The 24968-nt window shown below is 39.5% G+C and carries 20 protein-coding genes; 19 read left to right on the forward strand and 1 reads right to left on the reverse strand.

The features are described 5' to 3' along the window. Positions 1-11 precede the first annotated feature (11 nt). The gene (locus BUB11_RS00890; RefSeq protein WP_073027123.1) at positions 12-413 is read left to right on the forward strand and encodes a DUF4320 family protein; all 402 of its coding nucleotides are present in this window, start codon (positions 12-14) and stop codon (positions 411-413) included. Here the strand turns inward: BUB11_RS00890 and BUB11_RS26750 are convergent. Then, complete coding sequence (locus tag BUB11_RS26750) at positions 378-740, reverse strand: hypothetical protein (protein WP_143159004.1); 363 nt, start codon at positions 738-740, stop codon at positions 378-380. The genes BUB11_RS00890 and BUB11_RS26750 overlap by 36 nt on opposite strands. Before the next feature lie 492 nt (positions 741-1232). On the opposite strand from BUB11_RS26750, the gene BUB11_RS00900 reads away from it, so the two are divergent. The 18 genes from BUB11_RS00900 (at position 1233) to BUB11_RS00985 (ending at position 24885) form a co-directional block, all read left to right on the forward strand. After that, complete coding sequence (locus BUB11_RS00900) at positions 1233-1907, forward strand: hypothetical protein (RefSeq protein WP_073027126.1); 675 nt, start codon at positions 1233-1235, stop codon at positions 1905-1907. A 14-nt stretch (positions 1908-1921) separates the two neighbouring features. After that, on the forward strand, positions 1922-6004 hold the full coding sequence (locus BUB11_RS00905) for an Ig-like domain-containing protein (RefSeq protein ID WP_073027128.1): 4083 nt from the start codon (positions 1922-1924) through the stop codon (positions 6002-6004). A gap of 63 nt (positions 6005-6067) precedes the next feature. After that, the gene (locus tag BUB11_RS00910) at positions 6068-7891 is read left to right on the forward strand and encodes a VirB4 family type IV secretion system protein (RefSeq protein WP_073027130.1); all 1824 of its coding nucleotides are present in this window, start codon (positions 6068-6070) and stop codon (positions 7889-7891) included. 12 nt (positions 7892-7903) lie between these two features. Then, entirely contained in the window at positions 7904-8638 is a 735-nt protein-coding gene (locus BUB11_RS00915; protein ID WP_073027132.1) for a M23 family metallopeptidase, read from the forward strand. Beyond that, positions 8625-8789, forward strand: coding sequence for a hypothetical protein (locus BUB11_RS27705; RefSeq protein WP_200797863.1), 165 nt, complete (start codon positions 8625-8627; stop codon positions 8787-8789). The genes BUB11_RS00915 and BUB11_RS27705 overlap by 14 nt, the downstream gene beginning before the upstream one ends. Further along, positions 8764-9936, forward strand: a complete 1173-nt coding sequence (locus tag BUB11_RS00925) for an HAD family hydrolase (RefSeq protein WP_143159005.1) — start codon at positions 8764-8766, stop codon at positions 9934-9936. The genes BUB11_RS27705 and BUB11_RS00925 overlap by 26 nt, the downstream gene beginning before the upstream one ends. 172 nt (positions 9937-10108) lie before the next feature. Further along, positions 10109-11458 (forward strand): primase C-terminal domain-containing protein, encoded by a 1350-nt coding sequence (locus BUB11_RS00930; RefSeq protein ID WP_084110109.1) that lies wholly within the window; start codon positions 10109-10111, stop codon positions 11456-11458. A gap of 728 nt (positions 11459-12186) precedes the next feature. Then, positions 12187-13146, forward strand: a complete 960-nt coding sequence (locus tag BUB11_RS00935; protein WP_073027138.1) for a hypothetical protein — start codon at positions 12187-12189, stop codon at positions 13144-13146. Between the two features lie 740 nt (positions 13147-13886). Continuing rightward, on the forward strand, positions 13887-15287 hold the full coding sequence (locus tag BUB11_RS00945; protein WP_073027140.1) for an AAA family ATPase: 1401 nt from the start codon (positions 13887-13889) through the stop codon (positions 15285-15287). Continuing rightward, on the forward strand, positions 15287-16024 hold the full coding sequence (locus BUB11_RS00950) for a hypothetical protein (protein ID WP_073027142.1): 738 nt from the start codon (positions 15287-15289) through the stop codon (positions 16022-16024). Before BUB11_RS00945 ends, BUB11_RS00950 begins: the two co-directional genes overlap by 1 nt. A 123-nt stretch (positions 16025-16147) precedes the next feature. Continuing rightward, the gene (locus BUB11_RS00955) at positions 16148-16597 is read left to right on the forward strand and encodes a hypothetical protein (RefSeq protein WP_207650015.1); all 450 of its coding nucleotides are present in this window, start codon (positions 16148-16150) and stop codon (positions 16595-16597) included. Positions 16598-17024: 427 nt separating this feature from the next. Then, on the forward strand, positions 17025-17273 hold the full coding sequence (locus tag BUB11_RS00960; RefSeq protein WP_282433972.1) for an IS3 family transposase: 249 nt from the start codon (positions 17025-17027) through the stop codon (positions 17271-17273). 1019 nt (positions 17274-18292) lie between these two features. Further along, positions 18293-20977 (forward strand): TrlF family AAA-like ATPase, encoded by a 2685-nt coding sequence (locus BUB11_RS00965; RefSeq protein ID WP_073027148.1) that lies wholly within the window; start codon positions 18293-18295, stop codon positions 20975-20977. Positions 20978-21142: 165 nt separating this feature from the next. Continuing rightward, positions 21143-21928 carry an abortive infection family protein gene (locus BUB11_RS00970; protein WP_073027150.1) on the forward strand — a complete coding sequence of 262 codons (786 nt, stop codon included), beginning with the start codon at positions 21143-21145 and terminating at the stop codon, positions 21926-21928. A 425-nt stretch (positions 21929-22353) separates the two neighbouring features. Then, positions 22354-23571, forward strand: a complete 1218-nt coding sequence (locus BUB11_RS00975; protein ID WP_073027152.1) for a hypothetical protein — start codon at positions 22354-22356, stop codon at positions 23569-23571. A 296-nt stretch (positions 23572-23867) separates the two neighbouring features. After that, a complete protein-coding gene (locus BUB11_RS29000; RefSeq protein ID WP_159436879.1) occupies positions 23868-24035 on the forward strand; it encodes a hypothetical protein in 168 nt (55 codons plus the stop codon). A 21-nt stretch (positions 24036-24056) separates the two neighbouring features. Next, positions 24057-24227, forward strand: coding sequence for an IS3 family transposase (locus BUB11_RS29005; RefSeq protein WP_084110110.1), 171 nt, complete (start codon positions 24057-24059; stop codon positions 24225-24227). Positions 24228-24465: 238 nt separating this feature from the next. Beyond that, the gene (locus BUB11_RS00985) at positions 24466-24885 is read left to right on the forward strand and encodes a hypothetical protein (protein ID WP_073027154.1); all 420 of its coding nucleotides are present in this window, start codon (positions 24466-24468) and stop codon (positions 24883-24885) included. Positions 24886-24968 lie beyond the last annotated feature (83 nt).

The following is a 24968-nucleotide window of genomic DNA, read 5'->3' on the forward strand; positions in this document are numbered from 1 at the left end:
AGAGGAGAAATATGAAAAAAATCATCTTATCAAAACGTGGTGAAGGTTACCTTGACACGGCCGTTATCGTTTTAGCTTCAGTGATGGTTATAGCTTTAGCATTAGCGATATATCCAGTTGTTATCGCTAAACATGAACTCAATACCTTTGCCGATGAAGTAAGACGTCAGGTAGAAATTACTGGACAAGTAGGGACGCAGGCCAATACCAAAATCCAAAACCTTAAAGAAGAAACAGGCCTTGATCCCGTTATTACATGGAATGCCAATTTTCTTTCGGGAAATCGTATCCAGCTTAATGATGAGTTTACTGTAAGCCTATCTCATGAATTCGATTTTGGATTTGGACCCTTTGGATCATGGCCGATAACCCTTAAGTCAAAGGCCACGGGAAGCGGCGAAGTTTACTGGTAACGCTTGATGTCTTTTTAATTCATTTTTGGTCCAAGAAACTTTATAGAACTGTGCCTCTTTAATCTTTTTCCACAAGTCCCAATTACCTTGGGCAAGCCTGGCCGTTACTGTAATTAGAAATCGTCTTGGTTTACTAAGGCTGATCGGCGTCACCTCGAAGCCCTTGCGATTAAGCCGGGTAAGTATAGAAGAGTTGAGTAGCCAAGTTTTAGTACAGAATTTTGTGCCCACCGGATATCGATCAGCGGCAATAGAGGCTGCCTTAACAAAATCTTTGTAGAATCTTACCGCTGAGGTTCTGGTATCACCCTTCATGGATTTAACCATTTTAACGAAGGGGAATATTCTCATACAAAGTGTCAATTGCCTAGTTTCTATTGATAAGTTAAACATAGACGAAACTCTGTAGGTACCAAAGTAGAATATAAGTTTGATGGTTAATAACAGATTTAATGCAGAGGTCGCGTAGTAGATCCAGGGATTAAATAAGGAAATGAGGTGAAAAATGTGCAGGAAGATAACTGCAAGGAAAAAAAGAATAAGAAAGAGGAATCCTGTGATAAACGCCACAATAGTTCGACAAGGCCTTTGAAAACGATAGAACAACTTCTCACACTCCTTTTGGTTATTAGTTTGATGATTGGATGGATAGGGATTTATTTATTTGCCCTCAGTTTAACATGGCAGTATTTTTCCGTCAGTATCAGTTATGCTCTAGCAGGTTTGATAACCATCATTTTTGGGCTATTAAACGTTAAACTCTATAATTTAATTTTCCTTCTGTGAAAATCAAAATAACAGCGAGGTGAAAGAACGACCATGAATCCCTTAATTTCAATAGCCATCTTTCTATTGACCGTACTCATCGGAGGTGCGGTCTATTTCTTTATGATCCAAAAACAAAAGAAGCAACGCAAAGCCGAAAACAAAGACCAAGAAACCGCCCAGGAGTTCACAAATGTCAAAGACATTCGGGACAAATACCTCTACACAAGAGATCATCTTATTTTTCAATATCTAAAAATCGATGCCGTCAGCATAGACCTACTCAGCCAACGGGAAAAAGAATCCCTCACTCGAAGGCTTACAGCCGAACTCTCCGGAGATCAGCAGACCCTCAAACTCATAGCCGTATCCCGCCCGGTCGATATAAGCCCTCTCATCAATGAATACGCTGAACTCTTAGCCACATCATCGAACCCAAAGCAAAAAGAGCTGCTTCGCAAGGAAACAGCGGCTATCAGCAATTACGCTCTCAGCGGCGAAGTCGTTGAACGTCAGTTTTATTTACCCCTTTGGCAACGTTACGAAGACGACTGTGAACAGGATATTTCCCGCCGCACCAAGGATGTAAAAGCGGCCTTCGAGAGCAGCAAAGTGCCGTGTGAAATTCTTAAAGAAAAGGATATCACTCGGTTATGTAATCTGATTAATAATCCGGCTTATGTTCATCTTGAAGATACGGATATTAGTCCAACGTTCCCAATGCTTTAAAAGGAGGAAATGGTATGAAAAAACGAATTAGGCTTGTCTTTCTGAGTCTTCTCATTTTCTTTCAGGGTTTTGCCCTATTCCCTAATCAAGCGTTAGCAATTGAAGGGTACCAACAACCTGTATATACAAAAAATGTGAGAATTAACGGCTCAGTTACCCCAGAAACGATCCAAACACTAGATATACCTAATATAAAAGCTATTACTCAGTTAACGGTGGATAATGGTTTTGTGGATTATGATCTATCCGGTGACACAATTACATTGAACCTTTCCGGCGGCGAGGTTAAAGGAACTCAGTGGAACCCAAATAAATATTCAAAGACGGAAACAGATCAAAAAACATCGTCGTCAGACTCATTTACATCGAGCATAGCCTACTCTGATGAAAGTGGTTATAGCGGGACTCTAACTAAAGACGGGAGTAGTTATGTCGCCAGTGGGAGTGATATTCCAGAAGACAGTAAAACAGCGACGGATACAAGGGTGACAAGTGTAGGCGGTAGCGCCGGCTCTTTACCTGCATCGGTTTCATACTCTTCAGATGGATATGCGGGAACTCTATCAACGAGTGGCAGTGCTTATGTTTCCAGCGGTAGTTACTCAGCTTCTGACAGTATGTTTGTAACAGCACAGACATCTCCTAATTATAATAGTGGAGGATACACAGGAACACTATCATCTTATGTTTATAGTGGAAGTTATACTCCAGCAGGAACTCCAAAAGAAATTATACAGGTAGTTGGACATCATACACATGGTAACTTTGAGCTATATCCAGGAGATTCTTTAGATTTTGAAATACCTTATACTGAAAACGGTGTCACGATCATGTTAGACCAATATGATATGACTCTTGACGGCGGTGGAGGCTCAAGTCCTCCAGGACCTCAGATGCTGTATTTATGGTATAAAGGAACATGGCAACAGCCAGCGGTCGATACACGTGTCTATAAATATCAGGGTACAGTAACTAAGCCTGCTTCCGATACAAGAGTATGGACACAAAACTATTCAGGCACAGTCACAAAACCAGCCTCCGATACGCGTATCTGGAAACAAGATTATTCAGGAACAGTGTATAAGGGTGAGTACGAAAATCTGTATGAATATGATGTTGAATTTCAATATGTGCTAAAGCTTGAGCCCCCTCAGTGGGACGTGGATCAAGAAGAACCGACAAACCAAGATGTAACGGTAACTATTTACTATCCGGATGATTCCTCAGTTAAGGAATATAAACTCAATGATGGAGAATGGCTACCTTACGAATCACCGGTTATCGTACCAGAAAATTTATCGATCTATGCTAGAAGTTCTGATGGCATAAATTATTCCAATACAGTTTCCCTTGTCATAGACAATATTGATAAAGCCCCCCCGTCGGTTAATGCGCCTACAGCCACAGCCGATAGTACAAACCAGATTACCGTTACTCCGGATGCGGCGGATGATGCAACGGGACTCCATGAAGCCTCGTTTCTGTACAACCGTGATGGGGAGGACGTAGGAAGCTGGACTGCTGAATCTTTTGTGGACACGGAATTGACCCCGAATACGCAGTATCACTACAAATACAAAGCCAGAGATTCTGTTGGCAACGAGAGCGATTATTCTGAGGAGGTACAGCGGTATACCTTGGCTCTTGATCCTATCGGAGTAGAGATTACAACTTCAACGACTGAAAGTATCACGTTGAACATTACCAATAATGAACAAAATGAAGAACCGCCTGAAACCCTTATAGAAGTTAGATTAAAGTCTGATGGAACGGTTATAGCTACCTCAGATTGGTCTGCCGAAATAGAACGAGTGCTGGATGGTCTAAACCTAGATACAGAATATGAACTTTGGGTCAAAGCCAGGAATGGCGATAGGATTGAAAATGAATTTTTGAAGATGCAGGATAGCTTCTATAGCAACCGTCAGCATCATGGCAGCCTGACAGAGCCGTCAGGGGATAGGATGATTACTGATCATGAAGCGTTTACTTTATCCGGACGTGCGTGGGACCTAGACCGAGATAAATTAATCGTATCAGCAACAGTAGGGGAGAGCGAAAAGACCTTCGAATTAACGGATACTCCCTCTGAAGAGCCGGATGCAAATAACTGGTTTGTATCGTTTACCGGAGATGATCTTCCAAATGGTAGCTACAATCTAATCTCTATAAAAATCAAAGATGGCAAAGGGGAGGAAATAGATATCCCCTTTAACTATACTTTGACCGTGGCTGTAACCAGAATTGTTAAAGTTGAAATTGAACCAGGGACATTAGAAATACCTGTTGGACAAACCATGCAATTGTTGGCCACTGCTTATTATTCCAACGGAATCACAAATACCAACTCCCCGATCACGGAGGGAGTAATCTGGTCAAGCAGTTCGCCAGAAAATATCAGCGTAGACAATCATGGAAAAATCATCGGAGTAGCCAAAGGTAATGCAACGATCTCAGCGAATTTTGAAGGGAAGGTAGCAACAGCAGAAATTACAGTCACCGACCCGGTCATCACCTCTATTGAAGTGCAGCCGGAAAGAACGGTCAATCTTGGTAATGCGTTTACCCTCACGGCCATGGCCACTTACTCTGACGGAACCGAGGTAGATGTGACCCGTCAGGCAACTTGGTTAAGTCTTAATCCGGAAATTTCCGTCGTTAATCACGGTACGGTAATTGGTAGAAGCCTAGGTAAGACAACCGTCCAAGCTGAATTAGAGGGTGTGATAGGAAGGGTCCAAGTAGAAGTAACCCCTGCTATCGTTAAGACGGTGAATCTTGAACCAGACCAAAGTCAACTCCAGCGAGGAGAAAGCCTCTCTTTAAAGGCCATGGCTCATTATTCAGACAACAAGATGGTAAATGTAACTAATGTAGCCACATGGAGTAGCCTCAATCCTGAAATCGCATCTGTAGATGGCACAGGAAAAGTTATAGGGATAAGTGAAGGCAAGGCTATTATCCAAGCAGGATTTGAAGGAAAGTTAGCAACCGCAGAAATTATTGTTATAAGTCTCCCTAATTCTGAGCCTTCAGGGAGTTCAGATCTTCCAACACCTTCAAAACCAATAGATCCTACTCCAACTACACCACCGGCTATCCCTGCGCCCGAAACTCCAAAACCGACAGTACCGGTGACAACCGTTCCCGAAAATATCCCCGATGAGCCTAATCCACAAACACCAATAGATGAAAAGAGTAAGACTGCCGAGACTACACCCACTAAACCTAAGCCTAGTAACGCAAGTGAGCGTTATGCGACTAGCCAAGCTGCGATCCAGAAGGGAAACCAAGTGAAAGGAACTATGAAAGATAATTCTCTGCTAAACATACCGACAAAAACTACGGAAATCGGGGTAGTCAAAGGTTATGTCAAAGACCGCCAAGGCAATCCTATTGCAGATGCCAGGATTGAGCTACACTCTACCCCTAGGGTCACCTACACTGATAATAAAGGCTTCTTTCAGTTTGCTAATGTAGAAATGGGAGCTCACAGGATTTACCTTGCCGATGAGAGCATATCTAAAGATCTGGTTCTCTTGAATTCCATTACAGTTAGAGAAGGTGGCCAAGTCAAATCTATGACTGGAGATCAAGTAGCAAATGCTTTAGGGGAAAAAGGTATTGTAGAAACAGCCCAAGTTCAACTCTCGGCGAACGATTCACTCAAAGAGTTAGAGATTATTGTGGATATGAACTCAAAAGTCAAAGGAAAATGGTTCGGATTAGCAAGCCTATTTCCAGAAAACTTCTTTAGCACAGAAAATCTGTTGGCTGGAATTGGACTATCTGGGAGCCTGCTCACGGTCTTTGTACTTTCCCGATTCAGTCGAAATACATTCATCTATGTAGGATTAAAATGTATCCAGAAAAGAAGAGCGAAGCTTACTCAAGGCGAATTAACCCTAAACCTACAGAAAGAATTTTTAAAGGCCAACGGCGACAACTTAAAGATTGTTTTTTCAAAATCCCTATCTCGTAAACTCGCTGAAAAATCCATCACTATCATCGAAGCAGGCAAGGTTGTAACCCGATTGATATCGCCAGAATTCGCTGGCAAACCTCTTGAAATCGAAGTCGAAACCCTTGGCGAATAAAGAATTAACACAAAGCAGCAAGTCTTAGTCTTGCTGCTTTGTGCTGATCGAAAGGAGATCTAAATGGCAAAACGAACAGAGTCTATACCTGTTAATAATGCACTCTTGAACGTCATCACCCCTATGGGGCTTAACTTCACTCGGAACACGCTCACCATTGGCGAAAACAAAGGCAAAGCCTATGGTATGATCAAATACCATCAAGATCCTGATTATGGGTGGTTATCGAAAATCACCAACATCCCATCCACCATCGTATCTATTACCTTTACCCCTACAGATACAGGGGCATTTATTGATACCCTGTCTTCAACCATCCGTCTCAATCGGGGCACCGCAGAAAGCACAAAAGATCCTTTAACCCGCCAAAGGGCAGTGAGAACAGCGGATAACGCAGAAAAGATACTAGCCCAAATAGACCAAGACGGAGAATCGGTAGGCCTCATGAGCGTCATTGTCATGCCTATAGCGAGAGATGATCAAACTTTCGTAAAGGTGTGCCGTAAGGTGGAAAGCACTGTAGCCGGACTAAAATGCAAAGTTCGAGTCCTCGCTAATCTGCAAAAAGAAGGTTTAAAAATGCTTTCTCCTTTTTATGGCACGGATGAAAAAATAGAAAACATTACCCAACGCCCAGTACCCCTTTCTAGCTTTATTGGAGGCTTTCCATTCGCTTCGTCAGGTTATAATGATGGAACGGGTTATTACTTCGCAAAAGATGCAGCAGGTGGGCTTATTATTCTGGACCCGTGGATCAGGGGAGGGGATAGAACAAATTCTAATTTTGTTATCACTGGAACCATTGGAGTCGGTAAATCGACAGATATAAAACACATTGGCTTATCAGAATATATGAGGGGCACTAAGATCATCTTTATTGACCCCCATCGGGAATACAGAGACTTTACACTTAACCTGAATGGCGATTGGATTAATGCCGGTGGTGGATCTAAAGGAAAAGTTAACCCTCTACAAATTAGAACGGCGGCCAAAGATGATGAAAGTGAAGCTGATAACCTCTACGCTGATGATGGCCATGGAATGGGAGATATGGCTTTATATATCAAAAGCTTAGAAATCTTTTTTAGCCTGTATATTCCTTCGTTAAGTGATAGGCAAAAAGCAATTTTAAAAAGCGAAATCATTGAGATTTATAACAAGTTTAATATCTTTTGGGATACAGAAATTAAAAAGCTAAAGAATACCGATTTTCCTATTATGAAGGATCTTCACGGCCAAATTACTGAGAAAGCCAAGGAACGAAATAATCCCTATCAAAAAGACTACGATGATTTAGGTTTATTACTTAGGGATATCGCTATAGGTTCAGATAGTTTTCTTTGGAATGGGCATACAACGATTCAATCAGATTCCCAGTGTGTTTGTTTAGATACCAAGGATTTGCAAGCAACTTCAAATAATATTAAGTCCGCTCAATATTTTAATCTCTTGCAATGGGCATGGGACGAAATGGTCAAAGACCCAACCCAAAGAGTTATGCTTATTTGTGATGAAGCTTACTATATGATTGACCCAAATGTCCCCCAAAGTCTTATGTTTCTAAGAAATGTTTCAAAAGGTGTTCGGAAATATGAGGGGGCACTTGGAGTTATATCTCACAGCGTAGTAGATTTTCTTGATCCTAAAATTAAGATGTATGGACAACCTTTACTCGAAATGGCCTGCTTCAAAATCCTCATGGGTACCGATGGAAGCAATTTAAAGGAAACTAAAGAACTCTACAATTTAACAGATGCAGAGGAAGAGCTGTTGGCCAGCAAACAACGTGGTCAAGCGCTTCTTATGGTTGGATCAAAACGTCTGAGAGCTAACTTTGAAATACCCGATTACAAATTTGAATACATGGGTAAAGCCGGAGGAAGATAGTGAGGTGAGCGCATGGCCGACCCCGTAACCAGTAAAGTCCTTTTTCGCCTGGCTGCTTTGGCCGTCGATGAAGATGGAAGAAGGAACCTTTTAATTCTCTTTTCAGTACCTATAGCCCTAGTTCTTTTAATCCTCATGATCTTTGCCTATATCCTTGCAAGCCCGCTATCTTTCATAGCGGGCTTTTTTACGAACCCAAACGAAATGGCAGCCCTCCAGGCCTTCCGTGCGGAGCATGGCGATAAAGTCCGCCTCCAAACGGGAGGCATTATCTTAAACGGAAAATATCCTATGCCAGTAGTAGGTATAATCACCTCACCCTACGGTCAACGAGTCCATCCTGTAACGGGTAAATCGAGCTTCCACACGGGTATTGATATTGCTCCGGAATGGCATAGCGAAATCAAGAGTGTTGCTGATGGTCAAGTTGTCAAAGTAGGGATCGACAAAAATTACGGAAATTACATCTTGATCAAACACGATGATCCGGATGAAACCTTCTACTCTTTTTATGCCCATCTATCCAAAATCTTCGCCCTTCCCGATCAAGAGATCTTCACCGGTGACATCATCGGTTTAGAAGGAGGAGATCCGGAGCTTGACCCAAATCCAGGTACCAGCACTGGCCACCATCTCCATTTTGAGATCAGAACCTCCAGATTGTCCTGGAGCCATACGGACCCGGTACCTTACCTATACACCCCAAAAGGAAGCAAAGAGGAGGAAAATTCTAGTGAAGGGACGTAAAACAATCATTGAATTATTTATCTATACTTTTATCCTGGTTGTCGCTGTCATCCTGCTCATTCAGGATAAACGAGAACCCATGCCCATAGAAATCCATCCCGATTTCACCCTGCAAGGAGTTGATTATGATGTTACTTTACCTAACGAGTAATTTGAATCTTGGTCTATTCGACTTTATCCAAGATGAAACTATCCCGATTAAAAAACTTTCCGGGGAATTTAACCTGAAGAAGTTTGTCATCCGAGATATGCGTAGCTTCAGTCATATCAAGTATGTTGCAATTGATCATCAAGCCCTTAACGACACTGATGAAGAGTTAATTGAAGGTATTCTCGGCTTTCGGGCCATGTATGACGCAAGAATAGTCTATCTAGCCGAAGGAATGAAACCAGGTGATGAGCTGCTATCCAAACTCTATGATGCTGGAGTAAGAAACTTTGTCACGGTTGAAGATCCGGAGGAGATCAAGAAGGAAATCCTGGAGTGTATCAGTCCCAAAGGAATGAGCTATAAGAAAGCAGAACGATTCAAAATCCAACCGATCGAAGAGCCAAGGGCTAAAGTGAAACGGGCTAAGTCCCAAACTGAGTCTGTGAAAGCCAAAAAAGAGAAGGGGTCGGAACAGGAGCCAGTAGACTATGTAGTGGTCAATAAGACTACGAAATTAGGATTGGATACTGAAAAAGAAAGAAAAGGGATAGCCGTAGGAGTTGCAGGGATCACTGGAAAGACTGGAACAACCACAACTGCTTTGAATCTGGCCTATTTCCTATCAAGCCTGGGAGCTAAAGTGGCTTATGTAGAGTGCGATCCAACCAAGCAGCTTAATTGGCTGCCGTATTACGATATCGCGGTTAATGACGAAAGTGCTGAGCATAAAGGGGTGCATTTTCACACCATGAAAGTCAACTTCAGTCTAGCAGACTATGACTTTAACATCTTCGATCTTGGTAAAATGCTTGACTATGAGCAAAATCTAAACGCTTTTATGGTGAGTCATATTCGGATAATTACAGCCGCATCAAAACCTTATGAACTAAGCGATTTGAATAAAACGCTTGAAGTGGTCAAAGATGCCTCTGTAAATCTTCTCTTTTCATTTACTCCAGATAATGACCGCCAAACCCTCCGGCAGATCGTAAGTGAACATCCGGAGCATCAAGTATACTTTACTGCTTACTCACCAGATCTATTTGACCCGAATCCTAACCGCATGATCTGGACAAACATCATGAGTGATTACCTAATTGCCAAACCACCGGAAGAAATCAAAAAGAAACGACTAAGAGTATCTTAATCATTCCTTTAATACCCTATAAAAAAGAAAGATTCCCGGCACACGACCGGGAACAAAAGACTTTAGATAATTAAATTCTTAACCTAATTATCATGCAGTGACTAATAAACCTAAGTAATTGCCAAAATCCCGAGCTTTCTTGCTCGGGATTTTGATTTGAAAGGTTGGTTCAATGCTATCTGAAGTTTATGCTCACGTACTGCCTGAAACCAGCCCATATAGACTCAACCACCTAAAGAAAGATCACGGTCTGGTTTTCGGCTCCAATATAAAATCAGATCCCCGTTTACTGTGGACGTTACCCGATCTCGAATCCAAAGATTACACCTATATCACTGCATCCACTTTCTTTGCCCGTCGCCGCCAACGTCGCTATGTAAGACACGTCCTGGCTTTTGTCTGCGATTTCGATACGCCTCAAGGTACTACTACTGAAGATATTCTTGATCTCTATCACGCTGCCGGTCTCCCCATGCCGGAGTTGATTATCACCACGGCTACCCCTGGCCACTATCAAGCCTGGAATATCTTATCTGAACCACTCAGAATCCACCATGATATCCTTCTGGCCAAAGTCTCAAAAATCCATGAAGCCATGGTAGAAGCCCTGGAAGCAGATCCCTGCGCCGTCGGTGTAGAACGTTGGGTACGCCGTCCAACCATGTCCAATATTGTTTACACAGACACCTATAGCAGAACTACCTGGGAAGAACTCTCTATGTGGTATGAAGCTCGCCGACCGATTAAAGCATCCCAGGAAATGAAGCCTAAGGTTATCTATATCGGCACTTTGCTGGCCACTCCTGCTGGGAAACGAATTCAAGAGTCGGTTGCTGAAAAAGGTGAAAGAAACCGCTGGGCTTATGGTCTTGGCCTGTGCCTATGGGATGCAGGAATCCCTACACAGGAAATCCACACCAAACTTCATGCTTGGAATAAAGACATCAAAGAGCCCCTACCCATGGCTGAGATTGAGAAAATCTATCGCTCTGTCATTGCCGGCCGCCACCATGCCTCCCCCCGTGTCCTTTCATCCATAACGGGCCTATCTGCACAGATAAAAGGCTGGTATAAATGGGCTAAGCCCCGTGATCGGAGAAGGGACCATATCCAGGAAGTCGAAGCTGATATCATTGCAGATCTCCAGCAACATAAAATTGTCATTGAAACTCAAAAAGTCTGGTCAGAACGTTTAGGGGTAGCCTACAGAACCCTAAAAGAAGCCTTATCTGTGCTCCGTCAAGAGGGCATCATCGAAGCCCAAACATCAAGGGGGAAGTATGCCCAATCCTCTTACAGCCTTTCTGGGGGATATTTAAACTCTCTTACCTATACCAATCTCCCAGTTGCCGCCGGAGCAGAAATCATATTTTCTGGCGGGATTTTAAAAGGGCATACTGCCATATCACCCTTAAAGGGTACTCTGTCCTTCTCCAAAGAGCATTCAACAAGAAGTGGTAATGATGAAGTATGGGTAATCGGAGAAAACCCTCTTAAAGAAGAAAGCTCAGGCTGTGGATGATTTTTTAAAAGGAAAAAGAATCTGGTAGCAGATATTCAGGCCTCCCTCATTGGATGAGGCTAAGGGCACACTCATTCAAGAAGGTCTTTATTTTCAATAGTGCTAACCAGATAATGCAGAGAAGGTCGCCTTAGACATTGCTCAGAATATGATCAATTAATATGCCTCTTTCGAAAGGTATCTTATTTACCTTAGTAAGACAAATTTACAAAAGGAGATCGAGAGGAGAAAAAAGTACGGGTCAATATTTCGAGAGCAGAAGATGCTGGTTTTGTGGAGGAAAACAACACAGCGATTTGTGACTTATAAAAACAAACCCTTCATTGTTCGATAACCATTTCTTACGCATAGAACACAGGGGGAAATATCCACATACTCATCAGCCGGATACTCCTCAAACACCGATTAGGATGGTCAGATGGTGCATGTGCGCTGATTTAGGTTAACTGCTAAAAGAGGTTCTTTTGAACAAGTTGGATTTTTGTATTTTCTTGGATTATTTCCGCGATCTTAGGAGGGAATCTAAGAAAGACGTGGAAGGTTTAAAGGTGAATTACTATGGGCTTAGAAAACATATCAATGTAGAGAGAGGTGTAGCTGTTCCTCTCCTGTGTTCGGTGGACAAACATAACTGATAGCTAATTCGGTGTGGTACCGATGTCTTATAATGGGAAGTGTGGTTAAATTCAAGTGTAGGTTTGAAACAATATATTTATGGAGGTTCCAATTTGAGTAATCCAAAACTATTGAATTTAAGTTTAAAGTCAGTTTTTGTTTATTGGAATATAGACTGTCTAAGTCAAAACGAGCCAACAAAACAAGAAATGGAGAAATTGGGAGATATTTATGAACATAGTGAAATAGAAGCAGTTATACCTTTCTGTAATAATCTATTTATGACAGAATTTATTTTCTCTGAAAAACCAGATGAGAGGAAGAAAAAAACTGAAATAGGTAAAAAGCCAGACCATGTTTATTTTGATATGAAAAATCCACATAATTTGATTGAAGTTGAACACAAGAGAGTTTTTCTTCCAAGTAATAAGTATACACCTATCCATAATACAACCGAGAGAATTTATAAATACCTAATTTCAAAATTGAAAACAAATGGTCTTTTCATGGATTTAAGATATTTGAATCCTAAGACATATAATGAAACAAAAAACATGATCGAAGCTGAACTAAATAACGTTATTCTTACAAATTTTGAAATGAGAAATGAATATTTTGAATTAAGAGTATGCCCTATCGCAGATAGTTTAGAGAGTTATTCAAGTGTACTTGCAAGTCTAGAGGATAAAAATAAGGGATTTTTGGTTATGTATCACCACAGTGAAGCTATGGACGAAATGATAATGAAATTAACTGTTGATTCTTTGCTAGTAGAAATCAAGGGTGCGATTGAGAAAACTCGCAATGTGAACAATAGCAAATTTAAAAAGGATAATAGAATTATCTTCAGCACTTTACTATGCAGCTTAACTTTTCAATATGGTTTTGAATTGTTTTTTGAACCTGAAGCGAGACAACTATCCTTTGAAGATTTAATAACAAAGGTTCGATATGAGTTAGAACAATATGAGTATCTTCATGAAAAGATAGATATTATATGTCTTAAAAAAGATTATAATAAAGATATTTATATGCTATATATGAACAATAAATGGGTTTCGCCCGAACCTTAAGAAAGAAACTTATACACATAAACACATGTTTTTTAGTATCAAGGGAAAATTTAATAACAATACTGTCAATTCATACTAATTGATAAAAGCGACTTTCTATTATCTAATAAAACAAATAACATTCTGAATTCCCTATTATTAATGTGCTGTAATATCTTCTTTTCGTCTTCAGCTCTGCTGGATTTGGGGTCAAGACCAGAAGCAATAACATATTTCTTAACGAAATTTTGAATAGCTTTGGTTGTCATCCGATTGCTGTTTCTTGAGATAAATGAATATTTCGGTGTGGCAGAGCCACCAATTGGTGGCTCCCGCAGAGCATATTATTCAGATAAACAGCGATCAGTAGGTACATCGAGTGAACTCAAGTCGAGAAAGGAGAATGTCAATAGCGCATTAAAAAGAGATTTTAACGTAAATAGGTCGGACTTTAACTATCCCAATGTTTTTAGGCATGAAAGTAGCCCTGCCCTAGATTAAAAATCAATCTAGGGCAGGGCTACTTTCATGAGGTGGTATATCACTACTTGTCAAGTTTGGTCAAACAAAATAAAAGAATAGTGATCACTCATTCGAAGAATTTGGCTACTGGATTTACTATAAGTGCGTCAAAATTAGCCTAGATATAAAACAATAAGATACCTATTAATTTAACAGATCCATACATTTTGTACGGATCTGTTAAATGTTTATATACTTTCTGCTAGAGATGGGTATAATAGATAAAAGGGGTGATTGAAATGGAAAAAATGATTGTTAGAATTCAGAAAGCAGAGATTACTAATTTCCAGAATGTAAAACATGGAGCTTTCAGATTTGCGTGTAATTTTAGAAATGACATATTTGAAGAAACCTCTGATCTATTGGGTATTTATGGCCAAAATGGTTCAGGAAAAACAACCTTTATTCACGCCCTAAGTGTACTGGATGCACTTCTTGCGGGAAAGGTGTTGCCCAAAGAAACGATAAATCACATTACAAAAGATCAAAAACATGCAAAATTTTCATACGAATTTAGCCTCACTGATTCTATAAATTTTTATAAAGTAATCTATGAATTCATTATATGCAAAAGGGAGAAAGACACATGGGATGAAGAAACGGAAAATTATAATCCTGTCTATGTTTCATATGAAAAAATTAGATATGCTAATTTTGAAAACGGTAAATGGAGTAATTTTCGTACTCTAATAGATTGTAGTCTAATCGACGAGAAAGTTTTCCAACCTAATATAAGGTTACAGGAGTTCACTGGAAAGAATTCAAAGATCGTCGAGGAATTACGAGTTTGCAAAAAAATAGCTATTAAGCAATCAACATCCTTTATTTTTTCAAGGGAAACCCAAAAACAGATTCTACAGTGTAAAGTACCAACATATGTGAAAATTCTTCAATCACTTAATTATTTTGGCCGTTTTGACTTGTTCGTTATACAAAATAGGGATGCTGAGGCTTTAAACGCTGCGATACCCGTAAGCATGATGGAAAACGATAATTCTATTTCGGCACTTTCACTGGGGAGTATTGCTATCCGGTTTGATGGACCAACGGTTATTCCGGAAAAAAGTTATTGTCGTGCAAGTGAAGTTGTTGTGGTAATGAATACTGTTCTTTGCGAAATAGTACCTGGGCTACAAGTTGAGTTGTTTAATATGGGAAAACAAATGATGCAAGATGGGATGGAAGGCATCAGAGTAGAAATGGCTTCGGTAAGAAAAGGACATAAAATTCCAATTCGTTATGAATCAGAAGGTATTAAGAAAATAATATCTATTCTCCATATGATAATTGCGATGCACAATAATCCCTCTATGACGTTGGCAATTGATGAACTTGACGCGGGAATTTTTGAATATTTGCTGGGTGAAATTTTGAAAGTCGTAAAAGAATCGGGGAAAGGGCAGCTCATTTTCACTTCTCACAACTTAAGACCTTTGGAAATGCTTCACAAGAATTCTATTTTATTCACCACTACGAATCCAGAGAATAGGTACATCAGGCTGACGAATGTGAATACTAATAACAATTTAAGAGATTTGTACCTCCATGATATCATTCTTGGTGGTCAAAAAGAGTGCATCTATGAGTCAACTAATATTTTTGCTATTGGCCGAGCGCTTAGAATGGCAGGTAAAAAGTGATGGGTAGTAAAAAGATTATACTTTTCATTGTGGAGGGAATCACAGATCAAACCTGCCTAGGTTACGTATTAAGCAAAATTATAAATAGTAATAGAATAGAATTTAAACTTACCAATGGCGACATTACTACCAAAAGTGAGGTGAATTCTAGCAATATTCCTACAAAGTTAGTTGATGTTGTAAGGGAATTCAGCGGTAAGATTTTTAAGGCGCGTGACTTTTGTGAAATAGTACATTTAATTGATATGGATGGTGCTTTTATTCCTGATAATCAACTGGTTGAAAAAACTCCAGAGACCCCCGTTGATCCGTCTGATCTAAAAAAACTATATTATAGCGATAATCAAATATTTGTAAATAACATTGTAGATACACAACAAAGAAACTGTAAAAAGAAAGCAGTTATAAACCGCCTAATTACGCTAAAAAGCATTTGGAAAACCATTCCATATAGTGTTTATTTCTTTTCCTGTAATTTAGATCATGTTCTGCATGGGGAAAGGAACCTTTTAGGAAAAGATAAATTCCCAAAGGCAGACGCTTTCAACGCACAATTTGAGATTTGTAATGGTGATTCATCCAAACAATTTCTAGATTTTTTGAACACACCGGAATTTGCAGTAACAGGGAGTTATGATGAAACCTGGACTTTTATCAAAGCAGATACCAATTCCTTAAACCGATATACAAACTTTCATTTATATTTCAGTAACCCAAAGAATCCTCGCGATTCTTAAAGGGTTTTAATACCCGGTGATGAGTAATTTCTACGTTTATTCGTAAAAACTGAGGTGTATTAAATTATGTCGAAGATAAGTTCCTGGCACGTCGGAGTTGCAGCGGAGGCATTTGCTGCAGGCATGTTTGCTCGTTGCGGATACGATGTATCAGTTCAATATGGAGCAAATCAGCCCGAATATGATTTGATGATTGCAAAAGGGGAAAAGATTTTAAAAATTTCCGTGAAAGGAAGTCAAGATGGTGGATGGGGTTTAACCCAAAACTATAAAAAAGGATTGGATTATCATCAGGCAGTAGATAAATGGTTTGAAAAGCACAAATCAAAAACTATCTTTTGTTTTGTTCAATTTAAGAATACTGCATTGAATGAGTTGCCAAGACTTTACCTTGCAACACCTCATGAAGTTGCGGAAACACTAAAAAAATCCGCAGGAGGAAGAGGAGACACTATCTTAGCAGAGGAACACAAATGGGGCATAACTGCTTATGCGGCCGGAACGGTTGATAAAATTCCTGAGAGTTGGAACTTCTCAAGGGATCGAATAGAAGAATTATTCGTGACGGCTTAATGATATTTCTTTTTTTGGCTGGAAGTGGGGTTGGCTGAAAATTCACAGGATAGTGATTGAATGAAAACCGAAGCAAAACGGTGACGAGGATTTGTTTGATGTTTTAAATTAACGTTTAAAGTTACGCCATACAATAAGCGTAGATGGCCAGATTTGCGGTTAGGGCAACTCATCTCTAGTATCGTCGCCTTCAACGGAGGTGGAGAAATATTTTTTCTAGTATTATGAGCAGTATTTAGAAAAAAAAGAAAGCAGAAAATTATAAATATATGAGATTTGGATTAAGATTTTCAAAAGACTTTATTTTTAAGAATGGTGGTAGAGCCGTAATATATAATAAAACTGATGATGCAAAAAAGCATTTACCAATATCTGAATATTGGTAAATTGTGAATTTGGATTTTTCAAATAAAAACAATTATATTCACTGGATTACGAAAGAGAATGGAGAGTTCCGGGCAACTTATCCTTTTACGGTCACATGAAAGATGAAATTGACATTTCTCAGTGCACAACATTTGAAGGAATTCACCAAGTGATCAGCGACTGGACTGATTATTACAACATCGAGCGATACCAATGGGATTTGGCAAGATTAGCTCCAAGGGAGTATTACAAGTATCTCGTTACAGGAGAATACCCTTTAACAATACCAAAAGCAAAAGGCGAAGAATGAAGGTGGGGCTCTGCCCCACGCCCCGAGGTTTTTCGCTTTGGTTTCCAGGGAGGCAGTACTTGCTTGCAATAAAAAGAAGCGGTGCTGATACGCACCGCCTCCCTTATAAACCCACACGGGCGCTCGGGTCGCTCCTCAGCGTTGCCCTATCCTCCCTTGTGGTAAAGCACCGCTAGTATAGCATAAATACCTATTTGATTGGAATACCAAAAACCCAAATTGTCCTTGAAATGGGGTACACTTAATAATGACGGAGTGTATGCGGGAATATACTGTATTTGTATTGCCAGATCGTTTATTTAAAATGTAACCTTTAGAGAAGTCTTTTTAAACTTTATAGGTTACATTTTATATTGGGCGGTTTGGCCTTTTTTGCTTTTTATTGGACTATTTTTTCGATCTAGGAAGGAAATTGAGGAAATATGTGTAAGGTATATAAGGGCGAGTGGGCTACAGAAAAAAGCAAACATAAGAAGGGCAAACTCTGTTCAGATAACATGATATTGAAAAACTTTTGCCATGTTTGTAAATGCACTTTATGTATAGTTCAAAGACAGAAATTTAATTAGAATAAATATTGGGCTGAAGTGTTACTGATACGCTATTTAGTCAAAAGAATGACGGTGTAAATTGTCCATGATTTGACGACATAAAACGCCAAGTGTACATTTATGCGGTTGTATATAAATTTTATGACGGGCTTTTTGTCCCTGATTTTGAGCTTTCAAGGGCCAAAAAGAGTGGTGATGGGCTATTTTGGCCAATTCCTTACCATCTTCGGACATTGACGACCGACTTGCCGCAAAGCGTAACAGACCTAAATACACGAGCACTAGTACCATCGACGCTTAAAAAGCCGTTTAAATAGCTCTAAGTAGTGTTGGACAGACAGACTGACCGACAATATTATACTTTGGCCATTCCTTCCGTCAGTTCCTGGACATTGTTCACCATCAATCTATGGTCGTTATAGGGGAGCTATAACACTGAAGTAATCGCAAATTGAGGAGGACACAGCAATGAATATTACTGATAATCTTAGTCAGGTAAGCTGTGGGGCATTGTTTAGAAGAGCAGACTTGCATATACACTCTTATGGAGGCTCCTACGATGTAAAAGATTCGGATATGACACCAGAGAATATTATTGACACAGCACTTGCCGAGGGACTTCAAGTTATTAGCATTACTGATCATGATTCTATAAGTAATGTAAAAAGGGCAATAGAATATGCACAAGGGAAAGATATTTTAGTAATACCTGGGGTAGAATTATCAACAATTAATGGACACTTGTTGGTATACTGTCCCTCCTATGATTTGATTAACGGATTTTTTGGAAAATTAAGTTTAGTAGATGACCCTACAAGTAAAGTAGGGAGAAAAATATGTTGTACAGGAATTGTGGAAATCTTAACAATTGCTGTCAATTATCAAGGGATAGGGATAGCTTCACATATTGACATTGACGCGGGTTTTGAGTTAACTATGCCAAAGTATGACCCCTCTAAACAACTAATTTTACTATGTGAAAACTTGCTAGGCCTAGAGATATTACAAGCAAGCAATGAGATATGGTACTCAAGCAGTGACCCTAATGTTAATAGGAGACTGTTCTTTGAGAAGAGGAAAGAAAAACTTTCTGAGGATAATGGTTATGAAATTGCAAAGGTTCTATTTTCTGATGCTCATGCATTGTCTTCTTTAGGCAAAAATGCTTCAGGTAATAAAAAGATTACTAGGTTTAAAATGGATACACTTTCCTTTAATTCCTTTAGAATAGCTTTGTTAGATTCAGGTGCAAGGACAAGGATTGAAGATTTAGTACCCGATAAAGTACCTTTTTTTGCGGGCATTAATTTTGAAGGTGGATTTTTGGATGGGCAACTTATAAAGTTCAGTAAAAATCTAACATGCATCATTGGTGGTAGGGGGACAGGGAAATCTTCGATACTAGAATCTTTAAGGTCGTGTTCAGGAAATGATGCCAGGGGAAATCTTGTTGATTGTGAAGTTTGGCCAGATAAAATAACTCTTCTATATGAAGATACAACTGGAAGGCAGCAAATACTTGAAAGAGTTAAAGCCGGAAATGTTTTTAATATAACTGATATAGAAAATGGAATAACAAGTATTTTAATCGAAAGTTATGGGCAAGGGGAAACGGCGGATACAATACAACATTGTGATAAGAATCCTGGAGTTTTAATAAAATTCCTTGATGAGTTTATAGATATGCAGACACTAATATCACAAGATACTGATTTATGTACTAAATTATTAGAAAACCAGACACAAATTGAAAGACTGTCTTTAGACGTTAAAATGATACCTGATATAAAAAAAGCTAAGCTAAATGCAGAACAGCAATTAAACATTTTAAAATCCCAAAAAGCTAAAGAAATTGTAGAACTAGAGGAAGGGCTCATCAGAGAAAAATCATTTAGAGAAGAGCTCATTAATAACTTAAAACAATTAACAGATTCAATTAATAATAGTTTATCTAATAAAACGGTTCTCAATCATGTGCTAAGTTTAGATGATTCAAAGCTTGTAGTGGGAAAAACTGAATTTCTGGAAGTGAAAAAGATAATTGAAGGGTATTCGCAAGAAATTACCAAAACCTCCACGGTTTTAAACTCTGTCACAAAAAAAATAAGAGAGGAATTAATAAAATATCTAGGCGCATGGCAAAAGAAGGAAGCTGACGTTTATAAAAGGGTCGAGGAGATTAGAAAAACACTAGAACTTCAAGGGATAAAACTTGATATGATTTTTATTAAAAAAGTTACTAAAGATGTTAATGACTACAAGATGAAACTTGCGCAATTGTTAGAAAAAGAAGAGGAATTGAAGAAGAAACATAAAGAAAGAAAAGATTTGATTAAAGAGCGGAAAGTATTAAAGGTGAAGATATATCAGTTGAGACAAGCTTTTGCGTTAACAATGAATAACAATCTTAGAAATACAGTTATTGATTACATGGTGCATATTAAATTTCATGAAGGATTATATTCACCTCAACTGTCTCAAGCAATTCAGAAAGCTATGAACTGGAGGCAGATAACGAAGGCAGAATTAGTTTCCTCACAGATGAGTCTTTATGACTTACTTAATTCAATTCAGATGAAAGACACAAGGCTGTTAGAGAATATTATAGATAGTTATGGAAGTAAGGTTTTTACAGCGTCCGAAGCACAAAATATTCTAGATATATTAGCTATCGGAGAAAACTTGTTCAAGTTAGAAAGGTGTGAGTTTGAGGATAGAGCCGAAATAAAAGTAACCAAAATTATTGATTCCCCAGACGGTACAAAGAAGTCAATAACGAAGGACTTCTCAAAGTTATCTTTAGGACAACAGCAGTCAATATTGTTGACTATATTGTTGTATTCAAAAAGTAATACGCCTTTGATTATTGACCAACCTGAAGATAATTTGGATAGTGAGTTTATATATAAGACTTTAGTTAGAAATTTACGAAGAGTGAAAGAACACAGACAGGTGATAATTGTTACCCACAACGCAAATATTGCTGCTTTAGGAGATGCTGAACTCATTATCCCTTTAAGGAGTACTAATACTAAAACGAGTATTGTAGGTAGAGGCTCTATTGATTCACCTGAAACAAGAAAAATCACATGCACCATTCTTGAGGGAAGCGAGCAAGCTTTTATTAAAAGGAAGCAAATTTATGGTATTTAATTATAATGCTGAGCAGGTGTGCATAATAGCAAACTGGATATCAAGACTCTTTCAAAGTAACCGAGTACAATCCGAATTATTGCGAAAAGAAAGTAGGTATTCCGACGTAGTGAGTAAATAAAAGTTATATGACATTGTTGATTTTGGAAAAAGGAGAGAGAAAAGTTGATAGTTTTCTTTTCAGGAACGGGTGCTCAAGGATTTGAAATCCTTTCTACTTCAATGTCATTTGACAAATGGATAGAGTTTAAATGCACAGTGTCTCAATTGCTTCGTGCTCAAAATAAGCACTTTGCAGCTGAGTTATTAGAGACTATTCCATTTAATTTAAGTGAAGGGACCAATTGTTTTGGTGACGAGTTTTTTGTTCTTCATACCTCAGCTTCTGTAAAAAGATATGTAGAGTTGGCTGAACTGAAAAATAGCCCTCAAGTTCTTTTAGCGTTGCGTGAAATTGCTTTAGCCTTTAAAGAGCTTGAAATATATGTTCGTTTTATCGTTGCCGAGGTTTGTACAGAAACTGTAGAATTGGTTAAGCAACCTGAACCTGAGGTAACGACCGAAGTAGTTGAACGGGCCTTGAAAGATTCGCAACAACTAATATATACATCGGGAGCCGCAAGTGCTGTTGACCGAGTACATACCGCTTTACATGGATATTTGCGTGCTATTTGTGTAAAGGCTAAAATCCCATTCTCAGAGCATGCATCTCTAACGGAGTTGTTTAAAACTGTTCGTACAAATCATTCTTCATTTGACAATATTACTGCTGGGGCAGAGGAATCGAAGAGGTTATTTGGTGCGTTAGCGACAATAGTTGACACCCTTAATACTTTAAGAAACAGAGCCAGTATTGCACATCCAAATAATAGGATACTTGAAGAGGCTGAGGCCATATTAGCTGTAAATTGTGTCAGAACAATACTTCATTATTTAAACGCAAAGCTCTAGAGCAGTTCGCTCGGCTCCGTGAAGAAGAAGTCCAGAAGTTACATGGGATGGGGCCAAAGGCCATTGAACTGATTCGCTAGGCGCTGACAGCAATTGGCAAGTCTTTTCGGAATAATAGAGCATCTTGTTTGCATGTAAGTAGAAATGAACGTCGATGGGTAACCCGTATCCTACATGGTCGATGAAAGAAAACGTATCTACTCAATACAACCAGCTCGCCACATTTCTACCCCCGCTAGATTCCGCCGGGGTGGCTATCTTGTGAAACATGTGCGTTTGTATATAGGTTGGTGACTGGTATCTCTACTATGGGAAGATAGCCTATCCACTCCGTGGCGTAGCCACCGCCGGGGTGAAGGATGTCGGGGGACTGGGGAATATAAGATTGTTCTTCTTTAAAAGGGCAAGCAGAAGGGCGCAATTAAATGTCAAAATCAAGAAGATTCCAAATGCCACCGAGTTTAACGCTAGACATTGAAAATCCAGATTCATGGTCTATAAAAATCGGAGGTTTTTTGATAGCTACTCAAAGCTGGTCTTTAAGACAATTAGAAAATCAAGTAAAACGTGATGGAAGTTCCTCTCCTGGAGTTCTGGCAGGGATCAGGATTGTCAAACAAGTAGTTCCTTGTCCAGTCGAGTGGTATTGTATAGATACATTTTATCTTCTACGGTTTAGACTAGGCAAAGGTACATACGAGTATATAGAAAATCCTCCACCAAGTGAGTTTCATAAAATGTTGATGAATGCAGATGCACAATGGGATGAGACCTTCGATCCTAGAAATCAGGATGTTTGGATGATAGTACCAAAGGGTAAACAATTCGAAAAGTATTTTCCAGTTTCAATGCTTAAACAAGCCATAGAATCCATGATAAGTGACGAACAGGATCGGTTAGTGCAGTTGCGTGGTCAAGTACTGGATGCTCTTGGATTTCGACCAATTGAGATACGCATTCCAAGCGGAGAACCGGACATACGTATAAAATCTGTGACTAGAATGATTGGTGGTCAAGTAATTAAAATTTCTGCATCAGATTTAGTCAGTGACATGCAAAGAAGTTCAGGATTGCTCACGATTTGTCCTGATGACATTGAACAAGTCATGCAGCGTGCAAGATTATTATATGTGAACGCTTACCATGAATGGGAATTCTTCACGATTTCGGTTCATTATGTGGTACTGGCATTAGAAGCCTCTCTGAGGGCGTTGTATGATGAATGGCTTGGAACTGCGGAGGTTGAGGTTTCAGCAGAAATTGAAGGAGTCCAAGTTGTAGAAATAATGTCAGGGCCTCGAGAAAAAATATTGAAGTGGGCCAATGGAAAAGTAGCAAGAAAAGTTACAGCCAAGGGCGATCCGCTTCCTCGAAACAAATCCCAACTTCTTGACCATGCTGTAAAAATAGGAGTGATATCGCTTTGGGAAAGGGAGAGGTGCGCTTATTTACTAGTGCTTAGGGATGTTTTTTCCCACCCCGAGGGAACTTTTATCGAATGGATCAGTTGGGCCAGTGGAGACATATTGGAATCTTGTTTATGGATCAACCTCATGTGGGCTCGATTTTATAAAACGTTACCCTATGAGTTCGCGTGGGTACAGGAACCGATGCATCAGATAGATCAAGCAGTTGCTAAATAGGAGTAACAAATTACTGGACGGAAATCAGTTTATCCTTCCTCGCCTCCGCCCCGTCCTCGATCAGAAGGTTCTGCTATCTGGGCGAACCCCGCCGGGGTGGCTGACTACCCTCACATGCTCGTTCAGTTCTTGGTTCAGGCGTAGGGGTGTCAACTGTTCTGGATTATCTGGCAGGAAAAGGGTCGAAATGGGAGATCTGTGAGAGATATGGGGTCAGGGATAAAAGGCAACTTGAGCATTGGCTGAAGAGGTATGATCGTCATAAGGATTTCCGAATACAGACAGGAGGAAGCCAAATGACGAAAGGCCGAAATACGACTGGACAAGAGAGGATACAAATTGTAAAAGAGTGCATATCCAATGGAAACGATTATGGGGGGACAGCGTTCGAGCCGCATTTTTCACTCGAAACTGCATGCCTCAGGAATGAAGCAAAGCATGTCCAGTGTGGCTCGCTGCATTGATAACGGACCGATGGAAGGCTTTTGGGGTATCCTGAAACGCGAGAGTATTACGGGTACAAATTCACCAACCGGGAGCATCTTGTTCAAGCCATTTCTGATTACATCTTCTATTATAATTATCGGCGTTTACAGCGCCGCTTGTATATTATGACGCCGACGGAGTTCCATAAGCAGTACGTAAAGGCCGCATAAAGAATTGCTACCCGCTTTTTAGACGGGTAGCAATTCAGCAAATTTCGTTCTATTTTTTCATTGTCCTCTTGACGGGGTGCACACCAAAAATGATGCGACCCTTTTGATCAAAGTACAAAAAAACGAACGTTTATTGTACTTTTGTTTGTACAAAGATTCCCCCGTGATATTGTAATTAATACAAATTGACTGGCAATTTAGTGGGAGTAATGATTGTTCGAAAAGGAGGATTAATGTTTTGCCAATTTCATTTACAATTTCTGCAACTACTGTATCATGGTACGCAGCAATAATATCTACGTTTTTACTAGTAATCCAAGTATTAAACTTTCTACGGGACCGGGTTAATGTAACGGTAGAAGTAAAGCCCAATATGCGTGTATATGGTTCAAGCGATTATGACGATGATACAGATTTTATCAACATTATTGTAAGAAACAAGGGGAAAAGAACAGTTACTATTGATAGTGTGGGCTTTGTCACGAAGAAAAGAACAGAAAAGAATGGTTTGCTCTTAGATTCATTTACTCGTGGACCGAGAGAACTTTCAGACGGCAAGTCGACTAATTACCTAGTGGAGCAAAGTCTAATCAACTTCGATGAGATTAAATATATTGTTGCATATGATCAGGCGGGCAGGGAGTTTAAGGGTAAGTAGGATAGACTCAACAGGGAGTCTTTTATATAACGACTGCACATTCCTGGCGGGATTAATTGAAATGGTTTTTAAGGTAGATATAC

This window comes from Desulfosporosinus lacus DSM 15449, assembly GCF_900129935.1.
Lineage (GTDB): Bacteria > Bacillota > Desulfitobacteriia > Desulfitobacteriales > Desulfitobacteriaceae > Desulfosporosinus > Desulfosporosinus lacus.

Excerpts from the sequence above, each read along its gene's own strand:
- BUB11_RS00890 (WP_073027123.1), top strand. The coding sequence starts at position 12 with ATGAAAAAAATCATCTTATCAAAACGTGGTGAAGGTTACCTTGACACG.
- BUB11_RS26750 (WP_143159004.1), bottom strand. The coding sequence starts at position 740 with ATGGTTAAATCCATGAAGGGTGATACCAGAACCTCAGCGGTAAGATTC.
- BUB11_RS00900 (WP_073027126.1), top strand. The coding sequence starts at position 1,233 with ATGAATCCCTTAATTTCAATAGCCATCTTTCTATTGACCGTACTCATC.
- BUB11_RS00905 (WP_073027128.1), top strand. The coding sequence starts at position 1,922 with ATGAAAAAACGAATTAGGCTTGTCTTTCTGAGTCTTCTCATTTTCTTT.
- BUB11_RS00910 (WP_073027130.1), top strand. The coding sequence starts at position 6,068 with ATGGCAAAACGAACAGAGTCTATACCTGTTAATAATGCACTCTTGAAC.
- BUB11_RS00915 (WP_073027132.1), top strand. The coding sequence starts at position 7,904 with ATGGCCGACCCCGTAACCAGTAAAGTCCTTTTTCGCCTGGCTGCTTTG.
- BUB11_RS00925 (WP_143159005.1), top strand. The coding sequence starts at position 8,764 with ATGATGTTACTTTACCTAACGAGTAATTTGAATCTTGGTCTATTCGAC.
- BUB11_RS00930 (WP_084110109.1), top strand. The coding sequence starts at position 10,109 with ATGCTATCTGAAGTTTATGCTCACGTACTGCCTGAAACCAGCCCATAT.
- BUB11_RS00945 (WP_073027140.1), top strand. The coding sequence starts at position 13,887 with ATGGAAAAAATGATTGTTAGAATTCAGAAAGCAGAGATTACTAATTTC.
- BUB11_RS00950 (WP_073027142.1), top strand. The coding sequence starts at position 15,287 with ATGGGTAGTAAAAAGATTATACTTTTCATTGTGGAGGGAATCACAGAT.
- BUB11_RS00955 (WP_207650015.1), top strand. The coding sequence starts at position 16,148 with ATGTTTGCTCGTTGCGGATACGATGTATCAGTTCAATATGGAGCAAAT.
- BUB11_RS00965 (WP_073027148.1), top strand. The coding sequence starts at position 18,293 with ATGAATATTACTGATAATCTTAGTCAGGTAAGCTGTGGGGCATTGTTT.
- BUB11_RS00975 (WP_073027152.1), top strand. The coding sequence starts at position 22,354 with ATGTCAAAATCAAGAAGATTCCAAATGCCACCGAGTTTAACGCTAGAC.
- BUB11_RS29000 (WP_159436879.1), top strand. The coding sequence starts at position 23,868 with ATGACGAAAGGCCGAAATACGACTGGACAAGAGAGGATACAAATTGTA.